A 13,880-nucleotide genomic window follows, 5' to 3' on the forward strand; every position below is an offset into this window, starting at 1 on the left:
GCGGGCAATGCACGAGGCCGCGGCGTTAGATTTGGTGGGGTTACAAGAGAATGACCCCAGCCGGGGTAGTGGGGGGGCGGCAGGGGGGGTGCCCCCCCGCCCCCCCCCCGCCCCCGCCGTACTCTGGACCGACCTCGTGCCGCCTCCGCACGTCTCCTAGAATCCGCACGTATCCCCACGTCAGGGCCGCTCCATCGCCGCAGCGCCCACCGCACCGCCAGGACGAGGAGCCCTCCCTCATGGCCGAACACCCCGCCTACCCCGTAGGCCTCCGCCTCACCGGCCGTCGCGTGGTCGTCCTCGGTGGCGGCCAGGTCGCCCAGCGCCGCCTGCCCGCCCTCATCGCGGCGGGCGCGGACATCCGCCTCGTCTCCCCGGAGGCGACCCCGTCGGTGGAGGCCATGGCGGACGCGGGCGAGATCGCCTGGGAGAAGCGCCCGTACGCGGAAGGCGACCTCGCGGACGCCTGGTACGCCCTGATCGCCACCAGCGACACCGAGGCCAACGCCGCCGCCTCCGCCGAGGCCGAGCGGCACCGCGTGTGGTGCGTCCGCTCCGACGACGCCGACCGGGCCACCGCCTGGACCCCGGCGACCGGCCACAGCGAGGGCGTCACCGTCGCCGTGCTCACCACGAACGCCCGCGGCCGCGACCCCCGCCACACCGCCGCCATCCGGGACGCGGTCGTGGAGGGCCTGCGCGACGGTACCCTGGTCGCCCCGCACCACCGCACCCGCACCGCCGGAGTCGCCCTGGTGGGCGGCGGCCCCGGCGACCCGGACCTGATCACCGTCCGGGGCCGCCGTCTGCTCGCCGAGGCCGACGTCGTCATCGCCGACCGGCTCGGCCCGCGCGACCTGCTCGCCGAACTGCCGCCGCACGTGGAGGTCATCGACGCGGCGAAGATCCCGTACGGCCGTTTCATGGCCCAGGAGGCCATCAACAACGCGCTGATCGAGCACGCCAAGCAGGGCAAGGCGGTCGTACGCCTCAAGGGCGGCGACCCGTTCGTCTTCGGCCGGGGCATGGAGGAGGCGCAGGCGCTCGCCGAGGCGGGCATCCCGTGCACCGTCGTCCCCGGCATCTCCAGTTCCATCTCGGTCCCCGGCGCGGCCGGCATCCCGGTCACCCACCGGGGCGTCGCCCACGAGTTCACCGTGGTCAGCGGGCACGTCGCCCCCGACGACGAGCGCTCCCTGGTCGACTGGCCGTCACTCGCCAAACTCACCGGCACGCTCGTGATCCTCATGGGCGTCGACAAGATCGGCCGGATCGCCGAGACCCTCGTCGCGCACGGCAGGTCGCCCGAGACCCCGGTGGCCCTCGTCCAGGAGGGCACGACGGCGGCCCAGCGCCGAGTCGACGCGACCCTGGCCACGGTCGCCGAGACGGTCGTCGCGCAGGAGGTCAGGCCGCCCGCCGTCATCGTCGTCGGCGAGGTCGTCGGCGTCGGCCCGCACGGGACGGCGTGACATGGCCGACCTCATCACGATCGACGAGCCCGACGACCCCCGCCTGCACGACTACACCGGCCTGACCGACGTCGAACTGCGCCGCCGCCGCGAACCCGCCGAAGGCCTGTTCATCGCCGAGGGCGAAAAGGTCATCCGACGGGCCGGCGAAGCGGGCTACGCGATGCGCTCGATGCTGCTCTCGGCCAAGTGGGTCGACACCATGCGCGACATCATCGACGAGGCCCCGGCCCCGGTGTACGTCGTCGACCCCGCGCTCGCCGAACAGGTCACCGGCTACCACGTGCACCGCGGCGCCCTCGCCTCCATGCAGCGCAAGCCGCTTCCCACGGCGGCGGACCTGCTGCGGACCGCCCGCCGTGCCGTCGTCATGGAGTCGGTCAACGACCACACCAACATCGGCGCCATCTTCCGCTCCGCAGCCGCCCTCGGCATGGACGCGGTCCTGCTCTCCCCGGACTGCGCGGACCCCCTGTACCGGCGGAGCGTCAAGGTCTCGATGGGCGCGGTCTTCTCCGTGCCGTACGCCCGCCTCGACACCTGGCCGACCGGCCTGGAGACGGTCCGCGAGGCGGGCTTCACGCTCCTCGCCCTCACCCCCGACGACCGCGCCAAGGCCCTCGACGAGGTCGCCCCACACCGGATGGACCGGGTGGCACTCATGCTGGGCGCCGAGGGTGACGGCCTCTCCCGGCGCGCCCTGGCCGCCTCCGACGAGTGGGTCCGCATCCCGATGTCCCACGGCGTCGACTCCCTCAACGTGGGCGCGGCGGCAGCGGTCGCCTTCTACGCGGTGGCGACGGGCCGACCTTCGGCATAGAACCGGCAGGCCGACCGGCCACCGGGCCCTACGCGTCGGCCACCGGGCCCTACGCGTCGACCACCGGGCCTACGCGTCGACCACCGGGCCCTACGCGTCGACCACCGGGCCCTACGCGTCGACCACCGGGCCCTACGCGTCGACCACCGGCCCTACGCGTCGACCACCGGCCCTACGCGTCGACCACCGGGGCCTACGCGCCGGCCACCGGGCCTACGCGCCGATCACTCGGCCCAGGCCTCGGTCACTCGGGCAGGCCCCGGTCACTCGGCCGAGGACCACGGGCCGATCGCCGTCCGTCCGGACCCGTCGGTCCGCAGCCCGTCGACCGTCCGCACCCCGTCCGTCTACAGCTCGTCAAAGGTCTGCACCCCGTCGATGGTCCGCCCCACCCGACCACTGCCCGTCGACGGTCCGCCCCCCTGTCCCGTCCGCAGCCCGTCGACGGTCCGAACCCCGCCCCGTCTACAGCCCGGACGCCCGGTGTCCGGAAGCATGGTTCCCTACGGCCACCCGCTCCTGCTGCGCCCGTACGCCGCCCCGTTCGTCGCCGAGCCCCCGCGCCGGCCCCTGGCAGCCCTGCGCGGCGGCGATGCCCAGCGCGACCAGCAGCGTCACGACGACGAACACGAACAGACGCTGCCGCAGCAGCCGCGGGTTGGCGGGCCGTCGCCAACGGGTTCCCGTGGTCCTCGGCGCCGTACGGCCGGCTCCGCTGCGCGGCGCGGACCGTCCGCCGCTGTCGTTGCGGGAGGAGTTCCGGCCGGTGGTGTTGCGGGAGGCGGGAGTGGGCCGCGACCCGGACCGCGCCCCCGCTCCGCCGCCGCGCGAGGCGCTGCCGCCCCGGGCGGCGGACCCGTTGCGGGACGGCGTGCCACCGCGCGAGGGTGAGCCGCCGCGCGACGGGTCGGCACCGCGCGACGGATCGCCGCCGCGTGCCGGAGCCGGGCCCCGGCCGCCCCCCGGAGCGCTCCGCGGCGCGGGCGTGCCCTGTGCGCCCGGCCGGCCCTGCGGACGCCGCTGAGCACGCTCCGGGTAGGTGTCGGCGAGCCGCCCCGTGGGCAGGTCCGCCTCTCCGCTGCGCGGCGCGGGCGGCCGTACGTCGGCCAGGCCCTGCGCCTCCCGGGCGGCGATCTCCTTCAGCCGCAGCGACAGTTGCAGCGTGCTGGGGCGCTCCTCGGGGTCCTTGGCCAGGCACGCCCGTACCAGCGGGGCGACGGCGTCGGGGATGCCGTGCAGCTGGGCCTCCTCGTGCACCACGCGGTACAGCATGACCTCGGAACTGCCGTGCCCGAAGGGCGAGTCGCCCATCGAGGCGTACGCCAGTGTGGCGCCGAGCGAGAACACGTCCGTGGCCGGTGTGACCGCCGCCCCGCGCACCTGCTCCGGCGCGAGGAACCCGGGGGAGCCGACCGCGGTGCCGACGTGCGTGAGCGTGGAGGCGCCCGTCGCCCAGGCGATGCCGAAGTCGATGATCCGCGGCCCCTTCGGGGACAGCAGGATGTTGGACGGCTTCAGGTCCCGGTGCACCACCCCGGCCTCGTGCACGGCGACCAGTCCCTCGGACAGGGCGGCGCCCACGGCGGCGACGTCCGCCGCGCCGAGCGGGCCTCCGTCGGCGACCTTGTCGTGCAGGGAGGGGCCGGGCACGTACTGCGTGGCGAACCACGGCCGGTCCGCCTCCAGGTCCGCGGCGACCAGCCGGGCGGTGCAGCCGCCGCGGATGCGCCGGGCCGCCGAGACCTCACGGGCGAACCGCGAGCGGAACTCCTGGTCCTCGGCGAGGTCCGGCCGGATGACCTTCAGCGCGACCCGCTGCCCCTTCTTGTCGGAGCCCAGGTAGACCACGCCCATTCCACCCGCGCCGAGCCGCCTGTGAAGCCTGAACGAGCCGACGACGCGCGGGTCCTCGCGCCTCAGGCGCATCATCGCCATGTTCATCCCCGCTGCCCGGTCCCTGTGACGAGCCACAGCTTACGTTTCCACGGCCGCCCGCGCGCAGAGGCCGCGCCCTCTCGGAACGACGGATTGTCAGTGCCGGGTGCGAGAGTTGAGGAGCGGTCAGGGACCGTGTGAGCGGCTCGGTACCGATCCGACGGTGATCCCAACCGCCCGCCATGGGGCGGGGATTGGACCGGGGGAGGAGGAGCGGGTGGGGGTGGCGGAGGACACCGGGGAGGCGCCCCGCCTCCGCGGCGTGGCGGCGGACGAGGTCGTGCGCGGGGCGGAGACGGGGGTGCGCCCGGACCCGGCGGAAGTGAGCGAAGTCACCGGACGGCGCGGAGATACCGGGGCACGGCGGGCTCCCCCTCCGGGAAGACCCCGAGACCGGGGAGCCGGTCTCCACCCAGGGGAGTACACCGCTGGTGATGGCTCATCCTCCGGGAGGCCCGGCAATCGGTACGAGGGCATGACGTCCGAGGAGCGCCGGACGCCTAGATTTGAGGTCAAGCGGCGGGTGCAGCACTCGTCCCCCGAGGTCAGACGCCCGCCGCTGCCGGAGACAACGGAATCGGTCAGGAGAGGGACCATGGCCCAGACGGTACCGCGGACGCTGGTCCGCACGCGGCGAAGCCGCCGTCAGGGACGTCGCCACCCCGCGGTGGCGACGCTCATGGCCCTGCCCCTGGCGGTCCTGCTCCTCCTCGTCTTCGACGGGTGGGAGACAGTGGCCACACAAGCGTCGTCCGTGGGTGTGATGCTGGGGCGCTGAGCGGCGACCCCAGGCCCGGAAGAGCGGTCCGGGCGGGGACATCCATCCATGAAACCCCGTGGGGACGGGGGTGCGGCGGACGGCAAAATGCCGGCGCAGCTGGGGAGCTGCGCCGGCATTGCTTTTGCCCCCAGGGCTGAGAGGCTGCGGCGGGCGGACGCCTGCGTACCCTCACCCCGTGACAACGGACCACCTCCTGCCCGCCCTGACGGCCCGCGTCAGGGAGACGGCCCACGCCGGCGCCCCGGACTGCCCCTGCGGCGCTGCCCCCCTTGCCGACGCCACCCTCGCCGACCGCCCCGACGCCACCGTCGTCCGGCACGCCGGGATCGTCGCCAAGGCTCACGCGGCGGACGCCGACCCCGCCGAGCTGGCCCTCCGCGTCACCGTCGCCGCCCGCCTCCCCGGCATCCTCCTGCCCCCGCTCGCCCCGGCGCCGGTGGCCCTGCACGGGCGGCTCGTCACGTCCTGGCCGTACGGCACACCCGTGGACCCGGACGATCCGGACGCGGCGCCCTGGGAGGCCGCGGCCACCCTCCTCGCCCGCCTCCACCGGACTCCGGCCCCCACCGCCGTACCCCCCATGCGCGGCCCCGCGAAGGCCGCGCAGGCCGTCGCCCGTCTCCGGACCGCCGCCCCGCACCACCCCGCCACCGCCCCCGTGCTGCACGCCTGGGCCACCCTCCCCGCCTGGGCCCGCGGGGAGGCCGCCATGCCGGACACGACCACGCTCTGCCACGGCGACCTCCACCTCGGCCAGTTCATACGCCACCCCGCGCCCGAGGGGCCCTGGCTGCTGATAGACGTCGACGACCTCGGCACCGGCGTCCCGGCGTGGGACCTGGCCCGCCCGGCGGCCTGGTACGCCTGCGGACTGCTGCCGCCCGACGACTGGCACCGCTTCCTGGGCGCCTATCGCGCGGCCGGCGGCCCGGCCGTCCCGCCGCACGGCGACCCCTGGCCGGCCCTGGACGTCCCGGCCCGCGCCCTCACCGCGCAGACCGCCGCCCGGGCGGTCGCCAAGGCGGTCGCGGCCGACCGGCCCCTGGACGAGGTGGAACGGTCACTGGTCGACGCCTGCGCCCGGATGGCCGCCGTCGGCCCCTGAGCCCCACGAGGTTGAGCCGAAGTTTCGCGAAGTAGGGTGCAACCGACCCGCGGCCGGACAGAGTCTGTCCTGGCGAAACGCGAAGCAGGACCGACCGGCGAGGAGTTGAGCCGAGCATGCAGTGCCCCAAGTGTCACGCACCGATGCACACCTACAACCGCAACGGCGTTCAGATCGAGCAGTGCAGCGGTTGCCGCGGGATCTTTCTCGACTACGGCGAGCTGGAGTCGCTGACCCGCCTGGAAGCCCAGTGGTCCCAGTCCGCTCCGCCGCCGGCCCCGCCCGCCGCGCCGCAGGCCTACCCGGCCGCTCCGGCTCCCGCCTGGGGCGCCCCGCAGCACGGCCACCACGGGCACCACGGTCACCACCGTCAGAAGGGCTTCGGCCGCATGCTCTTCTCCAGCTGAGCGAGCGGACGCACGACGAAGCCCCGACCGTACGGAACGGCCGGGGCTTCGGTGTGTGGACGATACTGGGATTGAACCAGTGACCTCTTCCGTGTCAGGGAAGCGCTCTCCCGCTGAGCTAATCGTCCTGGGAGTGGTGCGAGTGCTGCGTGCGCGATACTGGGATTGAACCAGTGACCTCTTCCGTGTCAGGGAAGCGCTCTCCCGCTGAGCTAATCGCGCGGGGTCCATACGGATCGGTGATCCATACAGGTCGATGATCCTTGCGGATCAGTGGACGATACTGGGATTGAACCAGTGACCTCTTCCGTGTCAGGGAAGCGCTCTCCCGCTGAGCTAATCGTCCTTGGAGGTGGAGACGGGATTTGAACCCGTGTAGACGGCTTTGCAGGCCGTTGCCTCGCCTCTCGGCCACTCCACCAGGAGTGTAGGGGACCCGGGAGGCCCCCTGTTCCTGCGAGCGGACGACGAGGTTCGAACTCGCGACCTCAACCTTGGCAAGGTTGCGCTCTACCAACTGAGCTACGTCCGCCTGTCGGTGCGGTCCGCTTGCGCGTCCCGGCGACGTCATGAACTCTAGCGGATTCCGGGGCCAGTACAAAAACGCGTTTGTGCAGCGTGCTGCGGTGCGTCCGCTCGCGGACCTGGTCAGGGCACCCGGAAGGACAGGTTCGGGTCACCTCCGGGACACCGGCCTAGACTCGACAACGTGCTCGACCTCCCTCCCCTCGCCCGCTTCGGCGACCGCCTCGCCACCGGTCTCCTCGACGTCACGAGCGATCCCGCCGCCCTCGACTCCACGGGTTTCTGGGCCGTCTGCGCGGACTTCGAAGGCCGTCTGACCTGCGCACGCTTCGCCGAGGTGCGGACCGCCCCGGTACCGGCGCCGGTACCGGGCGGGTGGCGGGGACCCGCCGTCGGTGACTGGGCGTCCTCCCTCGACCGCACCGCGTACACGGCGGCCGTACGGCGCATCCGCGAGCACATAGCCGCCGGCGAGGTCTACCAGGCCAACCTCTGCCGGGTCCTCTCGGCGCCCGTCGCCCCCGGCGCCGACGTGGACGCCCTCACCGCCCTGCTGGCCCGCGGCAACCCGGCGCCGTACGCGGGAACGATCCGGCTGCCCGGGCACGGCGTCGAGATCGCCACCGCGTCGCCCGAGCTGTTCCTGCGCCGGGACGGCCGGGTCGTCGAGTGCGGGCCGATCAAGGGGACCGGGCGGACCGAGGCCGATCTGCTGGAGAAGGACTATGCCGAGAACGTGATGATCGTGGACCTGGTCCGCAACGACATCGGACGGGTCTGCGCCACCGGGACCGTGACGGTGCCCGACCTCTGCGCCGTCGAGAAGCACCCGGGTCTCGTGCACCTGGTGTCGTCGGTACGCGGCGAGCTGCGCGCGGGCGCCGGCTGGCCGGAGCTGCTCGACGCGGCCTTTCCGCCCGGTTCCGTCACCGGCGCGCCCAAGTCGAGCGCCCTGCGGATCATCGACGCCCTGGAGACCGCGCCCCGGGGCCCGTACTGCGGGGGCATCGGCTGGGTCGACGCCGACCGGGGGAGCGGTGAGCTGGCCGTAGGCATCCGTACCTTCTGGATCGACCGTGCCGCGGCACTCCTGCGCTTCGGCACCGGCGCCGGCATCACCTGGGGGTCCGACCCCGAGGGGGAGTGGCGGGAGACCGAACTGAAGGCGTCCCGGCTGCTCGCGGTAGCGTCGGGCGCGTACGAGGTGAACGGAAGCGGAGAGGCGCTACTGACGTGAAGATCTGGCTCGACGGCGGGCTGCAGGACATCGAGTCCGCCCGCGTCTCCGTCCTCGACCACGGACTGACCGTGGGCGACGGCATCTTCGAGACGGTGAAGGCGGTGGACGGCAGGCCGTTCGCGCTGACCCGGCACCTCGACCGGCTGACCCGTTCGGCCCGCGGCCTGGGTCTGCCCGATCCCGACCTCGACGAGGTGCGCCGCGGCTGCGCCGCCGTCCTCGAAGCCAACCCCATGCCGCTGGGCCGGCTGCGCGTCACCTACACCGGCGGCCACGGCCCGCTCGGCTCCGACCGCGGCGAGCACGGCCCGACCCTGGTCGTCGCCCTCGGCGAGACCGGCCGCCGCCCCGACTCCACGGCCGTCATCACGGTGCCCTGGACCCGCAACGAGCGCGGCGCGCTCACCGGGCTGAAGACCACCTCCTACGCCGAGAACGTCGTCGCCCTCGCCCGCGCCCGTGAACGGGGCGCCTCGGAGGCGCTGTTCGGCAACACGGTGGGGCAACTGTGCGAGGGCACCGGGTCGAACGTCTTCGTCGTCCTCGACGGCGAGATCCACACCCCACCGGTCGCCTCCGGCTGCCTCGCCGGAATCACCCGGGCCCTTGCCGTCGAGTGGACCGGCGCCCGCGAGACCGATCTGCCGCTGGACGTCCTGGACCGCGCCGACGAGGTCTTCCTGACCTCCACGCTGCGGGACGTGCAGGCCGTGCACCGCGTCGACGACCGTGAACCGCCGGGCGCCCCGGGACCGGTGACCGCGAAGGCCATGAGGATCTTCGAGGAGCGGTCCGGGGACGACCTGGACCCGTAAAGCACGGATATTCGGCTGCACTTCGCACCCCCCGCGGGTAGAACACCCGTGATGACCACGACCCTGCGGCCGACCGAGCCGCTTCAGCGCGCCGCCGACGGAACGCGTTCACGCCACTACCAGGTGTGCGTGAACAGCCGTCCCGTCGGCGCGATACACCTCGGCACCTCGAAGGCCTTCGGTGACTCGGTGGCCGTGATCCACAAACTGCGCATCGACGAACCGGACCGCCGGCGCGGCCGTGGCACGGTGGCCGCCCTCGCGGCCGAGGAGATCGCGCGGGGCTGGGGCTGCGGGCAGATCGAGGCGAGCGTCGCCCCCGACGCCGTGGCGGGCCTGCGGCTCGCCCAGACGCTCGGCTACGTCCTGCGCACCCGCGGCATGACCAAGCCGCTCGGCGACACCCCGCCCGCCCTGCCCGCGGACAGCCGAGCGCGGCCCATGACACCGGACGAGTTCGGCGCCTGGCACGCCTATGGGTCGGAGCAGTACGCCCGGACCTGGATCGAGCGGGGAATGCCCGAGGCGGAGGCCCACGAGAAGGCGCGCCGTGATCACGAGACGCTGCTGCCGCAGGGGCTGGACACGGAGGACATGCTGTTCAGCGTGCTGGAGCACGAGGGGACGCGGGTCGGTGTCCTGTGGCTGGCGCTGTACGAGGGCCGGGCCTACGTCTTCGACGTCGAGGCCGACGCGGCCCACCGGGGCCGGGGACACGGCCGCACGCTGATGCTGCTGGCCGAGGCGCAGGCGATCGCGGCGGGCCGGGCACTGATCGGGCTCAACGTCTTCGCGGGGAACACCGCGGCCGAGCGCCTCTACGAGTCGCTCGGCTACGGGACGACGCGGTACAGCTTCTACAAACCGCTGCTCTGACAGCGGGTGGGGGTGGGGCCGAGGGGAGTGTGCCCGGCTCAGTCCCGCTGTTCGGCCAGCAGCCGGTCCGCGATCTCCTCGACGCGCTCGCGCAGCCCCTCCTGGCTCTTGCCGCCGTCGAGGCGCTCGCCGCCGATCACGTACGTGGGGGTGCCGGTCACGCCGATCGCCTTGCCCTCGGCCTGGTCGGCGTCGACGATCAGGATGTGCCGGCCGTCGATCAGCGCGGTGTCGAACTCCTCCGCGTCCAGCCCCAGATCCCGGGCCACCTCCACCAGGAGGCTTTCCCCCTTGCGGTCCAGCTCCGCCACCCGGTCCAGCACGGCCTCGGCGTACGGCCACCCCTGCCCCTGGGCGACGGCCTCCTCGGCGGCCTGCGCGGCGGCGAAGGAGTGCTTGTGCTTCTCCAGGGGGAAGTGCCGCAGCCGCAGCTCCAGGCGGTCGCCGTAGCGGGCGCGCAGGGCGCGGAGGTCGTCCAGGGCGGTGCGGCAGTCCGGGCACTGGAGCTCGCACCAGACGTCGAGGACGGGCGCGGCGGGACGGGCGGGGGAGGAGTCGCTCATGCTGTCATTCTCCCAGCCGGCGGGACGGCACCCCGACCACCGTCGTAACGGTGGTCGGGGCACCGTCGTACGACGGCCACCGGCACCTGGGGAGGAGCCGACCCCGAGATCTCCCTGATCTCGGGCCGGAGCATGGCCCCACGGCGTCCGGACGGTGCAGGATGGAAGGGACAGAAGTACTCATGCCCGACCGAGCCCAGCCTGGAGGACCGGATGATTGCCGAGACCGTCTGCTCCGCGGTGTCCGCGGCAGGCCTGGGCATCGCGGCGGTCACCGCGTACCGCAGGCGCTTCCTCACCGCGGCCCGCATCGCCGCCTACTCCCTCGTCCCGGTCGGCCTGGTGATGACCGGGGTCGTCGAGTGGCTGGCCGACACGGCCTTCAGCCCGGTCGCCTGGGCCGGCTTCGCGGTGCTGGGTGTGTCCTGGGTGCTGTTCATGACCACGCGCACCGTGGAGCGCCGCCGCGGCGGCACCCGCAAGGAACGCAAGGAGGCCCGCGCCGCCGCACAGCGCGACGCGGTCGCCCCGGCGGCCTCGGAGCCCTCCCTGGGTGCCGGCTCCCGCCCGGCCGCCCGGCCCGAGTCCCGACCTGCGACGACGTCCCGCGGTGAGGACGACTTCAGCGACATCGAGGCGATCCTGAAGAAGCACGGGATCTGACCGTCGGCTGACCGCCGACCGGCCGTCGACGTCCCGGACTGAAACGACACAGCGGTCCGAGGCCGTCAGAGCGTGCTCCGGAATGATCACGATCCGACCGGACAGCGCGACATTCGACGAACACCCGGTCTTTACGGGCGTGTTGATCGCGTAGGCCCGGCGTGCTGCGTCATCATCGCGGCGAGATGCCGGACACCACTCAGCTGGATACCCAGCTGGACCCGAGACAGAGCGAAACCGCGCGGACGCGGAGCGAACCGCGCGGCTGCCTCTTCGCCCTTTCCCAGCCACCGCTCATGATCTTCCTTGCGGTGATCGGGTGTCTGCTGCTCATGGCTTCGTTGCACGATCTGCTGTTGCTGTGAGCCGTACCCGCGTTCCCCGGCGCCACCCGCCGGGGACCGCGTCGCCACCAAGGGCATCGGAGTCCGCGCCGGCCAGGAAGGGCGGCGTCAGCCCGCCGCCTCTTTGCGCCGTGCTCGGTACGCCGCCACGTGCAAGCGGTTTCCGCATGTGCGGCTGTCGCAGTACCGTCGCGAGCGGTTCCGGGACAGGTCGACGAAGGCGCGCCGGCAGTCGGGCGCCTCGCACCGCCGCAGCCGCTCCTGCTCCCCGGCGACGACGAAGAACGCCAGCGCCATTCCGCAGTCGGCGGCCAGGTGGTCCGCGACGGAGGCGCCGGGCGCGAAGTAGTGGATGTGCCAGTCGTAGCCGTCGTGGTCGGTGAGCCGGGGCGTGGTTCCGGCGGCGGCGACCAGGTCGTTGATCAGTCCCGCCGCGGCCCTGGCCTCGGGGGCCGCGAAGACCGCCGCGAACCGACCGCGGATCTTGCGCACCGCCGAGAGGTCGAGCTCCGAGAGCACGCCGACGTCGCTGATTTCGTGCGTTCCCACAAATTCCTGGAGGGCCGCCACATCCGGCAGTCCGTCCGGCGCCGATTCGTCCTCCGGCACGGTGTTCACCAGATCCACCACGGTGTCGAGGGCGCACCGGGTGTCGTGGGTGATCAGCACATTTCGCTCCCTGGCCTGGGGTCGGGCGGGCGCCCGCCGATGCTGGCCGATGGTAGTGGCTTCCGCGGCGGGCCAACCGGCTCCGATCGCGGTCCCGGCCGTCGGTCGCCGGTACAACGGCGACCGGCCTGCCTTCGTTCCCCGGAGAGGCGGCAGGAGGCGGCAGGAGGCGGCGCGAGGCCGGACGTGTGCGGTCCGGGCGCCGCACGCGCACCGGCGCCGCCCCCGCGGAGATCCGCGGCGACGACGCCGGTGTGTGCCGTATGCGGTTGTCCGGGCCCGTGCCGTCACCCCGAGTCGACGGCGACGGGCGGCTTCACGGTGCCTCGCCCTAGCTTTCCGCCAGGATGTGCGAGAGCTCCTGATCGAGATCGAAGTGCCGGTGTTCCGTGCCGGGCGGCACGGCGGCGTCTGTGCGCTTCAGGAAGGACTCCAGGGCCCGTGCCGGGGCCTCGAGCAGCGCCTCGCCCTCCGGGGAACTCAGGGCGATGCACACGACGCCCTGGCCGTGACTGCGCGACGGCCAGACACGGACGTCGCCGGTGCCGGTGGGGCGGTGGAGACCTTCGGCGAGGAGGTCGCGGGCGAACACCCACTCGACGGTCTCCTCGGCTCCGGTGTGGAAGGTGGCGTGCACGGCGTAGGGGTCGGCCGTGTCGTACCGCAGGCCTGCGGGGACAGGCAGGGAGGACTCGCTCGACACAACGAGGCGCAGGTGCAGCTCGCAGCTGACCGTGGTGTTCATAAGCGCCAGGGCCTTTCGCTCAGTGTGCGCTCGGGGATTCGCACGTCGGCGAAATCGACATGCCACCTACGGTGCCGTTGTAAACCCCTCTGAGTGTTTTGCGTGCGTTTACGTAACTCTTCCGGCCGAGAGATCGTTCGGGTCGTGCGCCCATTCCGGTGACAGGTTTCGCTCCGGTAGTGTTTGGCTGTATGAACACGGGGAGTAACACGCCCGGCGAGGCAGTCGTGGCGGAAGACCGTACGGGGACGGACGAGGCCGCGGCCGACCGCGCGCTGGGCTCGCGGGCACCGGAATTCATCAAGGCGCGCCGCGCCCTGCACCTGAGCTGGCAGGTCGGCGTCTTCATCGTCGGCCTCGCGGTCGTGGCGGCCGGCGTCGCCATGCTGGTGCTGCCCGGACCGGGCTGGGTCGTGATCTTCGGCGGCATGGCGATCTGGGCGACCGAGTTCGTCTGGGCCCAGCTGGTCCTGCGCTGGACCAAGCGCAAGGTCACCGAGGCGGCGCAGCGCGCTCTGGATCCCAAGGTGCGGCGCCGGAACATCATCCTGACCTCGATCGGCGTGGTGATCGTGTGCGTGCTGGCCGCGATCTACCTGTACAAGTTCGGGCTCCAGATGCCCTGGAAGATCAAGGACCAGTGATCCGCGGCGGGGGCCCGGCGACCCGGCCCCCGCTGGTCACGGGCACCCCCTGACATGGGGTAATGTTCTTCCTGCGTCCGGGCGATTAGCTCAGTGGGAGAGCGCTTCGTTCACACCGAAGAGGTCACTGGTTCGAACCCAGTATCGCCCACCGGATCATCAGACGGCCCGGCTCACCATCGTGAGCCGGGCCGTTCTGTCGTGCGTGCGCCCGGGCGGTCCCGAGGCGGTCCCGAGGCGGTCCCGATGCGTGCCCGAGCGTCACGCCCGGCGCGA

At 73.0% G+C, this 13,880-nt stretch carries 15 protein-coding genes and 6 tRNA genes; 12 read left to right on the plus strand and 9 right to left on the minus strand.

All coding sequences use genetic code 11. The features are described from left to right. Window positions 1-239: 239 nt before the first annotated feature. Together cobA and ACFCZF_RS13220 are read left to right on the plus strand one after the other, a co-directional pair. Window positions 240-1,472: a uroporphyrinogen-III C-methyltransferase gene (gene cobA / locus ACFCZF_RS13215; RefSeq protein ID WP_376671736.1), complete on the plus strand. Its 1,233-nt coding sequence runs from the start codon at window positions 240-242 to the stop codon at window positions 1,470-1,472. Window position 1,473: 1 nt separating this feature from the next. Next, a complete protein-coding gene (locus ACFCZF_RS13220) occupies window positions 1,474-2,292 on the plus strand; it encodes a TrmH family RNA methyltransferase (RefSeq protein ID WP_376671737.1) in 819 nt (272 codons plus the stop codon). A 465-nt stretch (window positions 2,293-2,757) separates the two neighbouring features. Here the strand turns inward: ACFCZF_RS13220 and ACFCZF_RS13225 are convergent, their stop codons facing one another. Then, on the minus strand, window positions 2,758-4,233 hold the full coding sequence (locus ACFCZF_RS13225; protein WP_376671782.1) for a protein kinase: 1,476 nt from the start codon (window positions 4,231-4,233) through the stop codon (window positions 2,758-2,760). A 589-nt stretch (window positions 4,234-4,822) separates the two neighbouring features. On the opposite strand from ACFCZF_RS13225, the gene ACFCZF_RS13230 reads away from it, so the two are divergent. The 3 genes from ACFCZF_RS13230 (at window position 4,823) to ACFCZF_RS13240 (ending at window position 6,520) form a co-directional block, all read left to right on the plus strand. Then, complete coding sequence (locus ACFCZF_RS13230) at window positions 4,823-5,005, plus strand: hypothetical protein (protein ID WP_310874268.1); 183 nt, start codon at window positions 4,823-4,825, stop codon at window positions 5,003-5,005. 178 nt (window positions 5,006-5,183) lie between these two features. After that, the gene (locus ACFCZF_RS13235) at window positions 5,184-6,113 is read left to right on the plus strand and encodes a phosphotransferase family protein (protein WP_376671738.1); all 930 of its coding nucleotides are present in this window, start codon (window positions 5,184-5,186) and stop codon (window positions 6,111-6,113) included. Between the two features lie 116 nt (window positions 6,114-6,229). After that, on the plus strand, window positions 6,230-6,520 hold the full coding sequence (locus tag ACFCZF_RS13240; RefSeq protein ID WP_375917847.1) for a zf-TFIIB domain-containing protein: 291 nt from the start codon (window positions 6,230-6,232) through the stop codon (window positions 6,518-6,520). Window positions 6,521-6,576: 56 nt separating this feature from the next. Here ACFCZF_RS13240 and ACFCZF_RS13245 read toward each other — a convergent pair. From ACFCZF_RS13245 to ACFCZF_RS13265, 5 genes are all read right to left on the minus strand, one after another. Then, a tRNA-Val gene (locus ACFCZF_RS13245) sits at window positions 6,577-6,648 on the minus strand. Between the two features lie 22 nt (window positions 6,649-6,670). Next, window positions 6,671-6,742: transfer RNA gene (locus ACFCZF_RS13250), tRNA-Val, on the minus strand. Between the two features lie 52 nt (window positions 6,743-6,794). Continuing rightward, window positions 6,795-6,866 (minus strand) — tRNA-Val (locus tag ACFCZF_RS13255). A gap of 1 nt (window position 6,867) precedes the next feature. Further along, a tRNA-Cys gene (locus ACFCZF_RS13260) sits at window positions 6,868-6,941 on the minus strand. A gap of 38 nt (window positions 6,942-6,979) precedes the next feature. Then, window positions 6,980-7,052 (minus strand) — tRNA-Gly (locus ACFCZF_RS13265). Between the two features lie 177 nt (window positions 7,053-7,229). Here ACFCZF_RS13265 and ACFCZF_RS13270 point away from each other — a divergent pair. Genes ACFCZF_RS13270 through ACFCZF_RS13280 form a run of 3 tightly spaced genes read left to right on the plus strand, consistent with a single transcriptional unit; the run spans window position 7,230 to window position 9,976 of the window. Beyond that, window positions 7,230-8,282, plus strand: a complete 1,053-nt coding sequence (locus tag ACFCZF_RS13270) for a chorismate-binding protein (RefSeq protein WP_376671739.1) — start codon at window positions 7,230-7,232, stop codon at window positions 8,280-8,282. Then, the gene (locus tag ACFCZF_RS13275) at window positions 8,279-9,100 is read left to right on the plus strand and encodes an aminotransferase class IV (protein ID WP_376671740.1); all 822 of its coding nucleotides are present in this window, start codon (window positions 8,279-8,281) and stop codon (window positions 9,098-9,100) included. The genes ACFCZF_RS13270 and ACFCZF_RS13275 overlap by 4 nt, the downstream gene beginning before the upstream one ends. Window positions 9,101-9,151: 51 nt before the next feature. Continuing rightward, a complete protein-coding gene (locus ACFCZF_RS13280; protein WP_376671741.1) occupies window positions 9,152-9,976 on the plus strand; it encodes a GNAT family N-acetyltransferase in 825 nt (274 codons plus the stop codon). Window positions 9,977-10,014: 38 nt separating this feature from the next. Here ACFCZF_RS13280 and ACFCZF_RS13285 read toward each other — a convergent pair whose 3' ends face one another. Continuing rightward, window positions 10,015-10,539, minus strand: a complete 525-nt coding sequence (locus ACFCZF_RS13285) for a DsbA family protein (RefSeq protein ID WP_376671742.1) — start codon at window positions 10,537-10,539, stop codon at window positions 10,015-10,017. 213 nt (window positions 10,540-10,752) lie between these two features. On the opposite strand from ACFCZF_RS13285, the gene ACFCZF_RS13290 reads away from it, so the two are divergent. Further along, a complete protein-coding gene (locus tag ACFCZF_RS13290) occupies window positions 10,753-11,202 on the plus strand; it encodes a hypothetical protein (RefSeq protein WP_375917924.1) in 450 nt (149 codons plus the stop codon). A 185-nt stretch (window positions 11,203-11,387) separates the two neighbouring features. Next, a complete protein-coding gene (locus tag ACFCZF_RS13295) occupies window positions 11,388-11,567 on the plus strand; it encodes a hypothetical protein (protein ID WP_375917862.1) in 180 nt (59 codons plus the stop codon). Window positions 11,568-11,654: 87 nt separating this feature from the next. Here the strand turns inward: ACFCZF_RS13295 and ACFCZF_RS13300 are convergent, their stop codons facing one another. Both ACFCZF_RS13300 and ACFCZF_RS13305 read right to left on the minus strand, forming a co-directional pair. Continuing rightward, window positions 11,655-12,215: a CGNR zinc finger domain-containing protein gene (locus ACFCZF_RS13300; protein WP_210961498.1), complete on the minus strand. Its 561-nt coding sequence runs from the start codon at window positions 12,213-12,215 to the stop codon at window positions 11,655-11,657. Window positions 12,216-12,546: 331 nt separating this feature from the next. Next, the gene (locus tag ACFCZF_RS13305) at window positions 12,547-12,960 is read right to left on the minus strand and encodes an SsgA family sporulation/cell division regulator (protein WP_004002642.1); all 414 of its coding nucleotides are present in this window, start codon (window positions 12,958-12,960) and stop codon (window positions 12,547-12,549) included. A 191-nt stretch (window positions 12,961-13,151) separates the two neighbouring features. Here ACFCZF_RS13305 and ACFCZF_RS13310 point away from each other — a divergent pair, with 191 nt between their 5' ends. Further along, window positions 13,152-13,604, plus strand: coding sequence for a TIGR02611 family protein (locus ACFCZF_RS13310; RefSeq protein WP_376671743.1), 453 nt, complete (start codon window positions 13,152-13,154; stop codon window positions 13,602-13,604). 79 nt (window positions 13,605-13,683) lie between these two features. Beyond that, window positions 13,684-13,755, plus strand: a tRNA-Val gene (locus tag ACFCZF_RS13315). Window positions 13,756-13,880: the final 125 nt, after the last annotated feature.

The sequence above is a fragment of the Streptomyces sp. NPDC056296 genome (genome assembly GCF_042268605.1).
Lineage (GTDB): Bacteria > Actinomycetota > Actinomycetes > Streptomycetales > Streptomycetaceae > Streptomyces.

Coding starts and splice junctions, on each gene's coding strand:
- ACFCZF_RS13305 (WP_004002642.1), bottom strand. CDS start 12,960: ATGAACACCACGGTCAGCTGCGAGCTGCACCTGCGCCTCGTTGTGTCG.
- ACFCZF_RS13310 (WP_376671743.1), top strand. CDS start 13,152: ATGAACACGGGGAGTAACACGCCCGGCGAGGCAGTCGTGGCGGAAGAC.
- ACFCZF_RS13295 (WP_375917862.1), top strand. CDS start 11,388: ATGCCGGACACCACTCAGCTGGATACCCAGCTGGACCCGAGACAGAGC.
- ACFCZF_RS13290 (WP_375917924.1), top strand. CDS start 10,753: ATGATTGCCGAGACCGTCTGCTCCGCGGTGTCCGCGGCAGGCCTGGGC.
- ACFCZF_RS13285 (WP_376671742.1), bottom strand. CDS start 10,539: ATGAGCGACTCCTCCCCCGCCCGTCCCGCCGCGCCCGTCCTCGACGTC.
- ACFCZF_RS13280 (WP_376671741.1), top strand. CDS start 9,152: ATGACCACGACCCTGCGGCCGACCGAGCCGCTTCAGCGCGCCGCCGAC.
- ACFCZF_RS13240 (WP_375917847.1), top strand. CDS start 6,230: ATGCAGTGCCCCAAGTGTCACGCACCGATGCACACCTACAACCGCAAC.
- cobA (WP_376671736.1), top strand. CDS start 240: ATGGCCGAACACCCCGCCTACCCCGTAGGCCTCCGCCTCACCGGCCGT.
- ACFCZF_RS13230 (WP_310874268.1), top strand. CDS start 4,823: ATGGCCCAGACGGTACCGCGGACGCTGGTCCGCACGCGGCGAAGCCGC.
- ACFCZF_RS13225 (WP_376671782.1), bottom strand. CDS start 4,233: ATGAACATGGCGATGATGCGCCTGAGGCGCGAGGACCCGCGCGTCGTC.
- ACFCZF_RS13220 (WP_376671737.1), top strand. CDS start 1,474: ATGGCCGACCTCATCACGATCGACGAGCCCGACGACCCCCGCCTGCAC.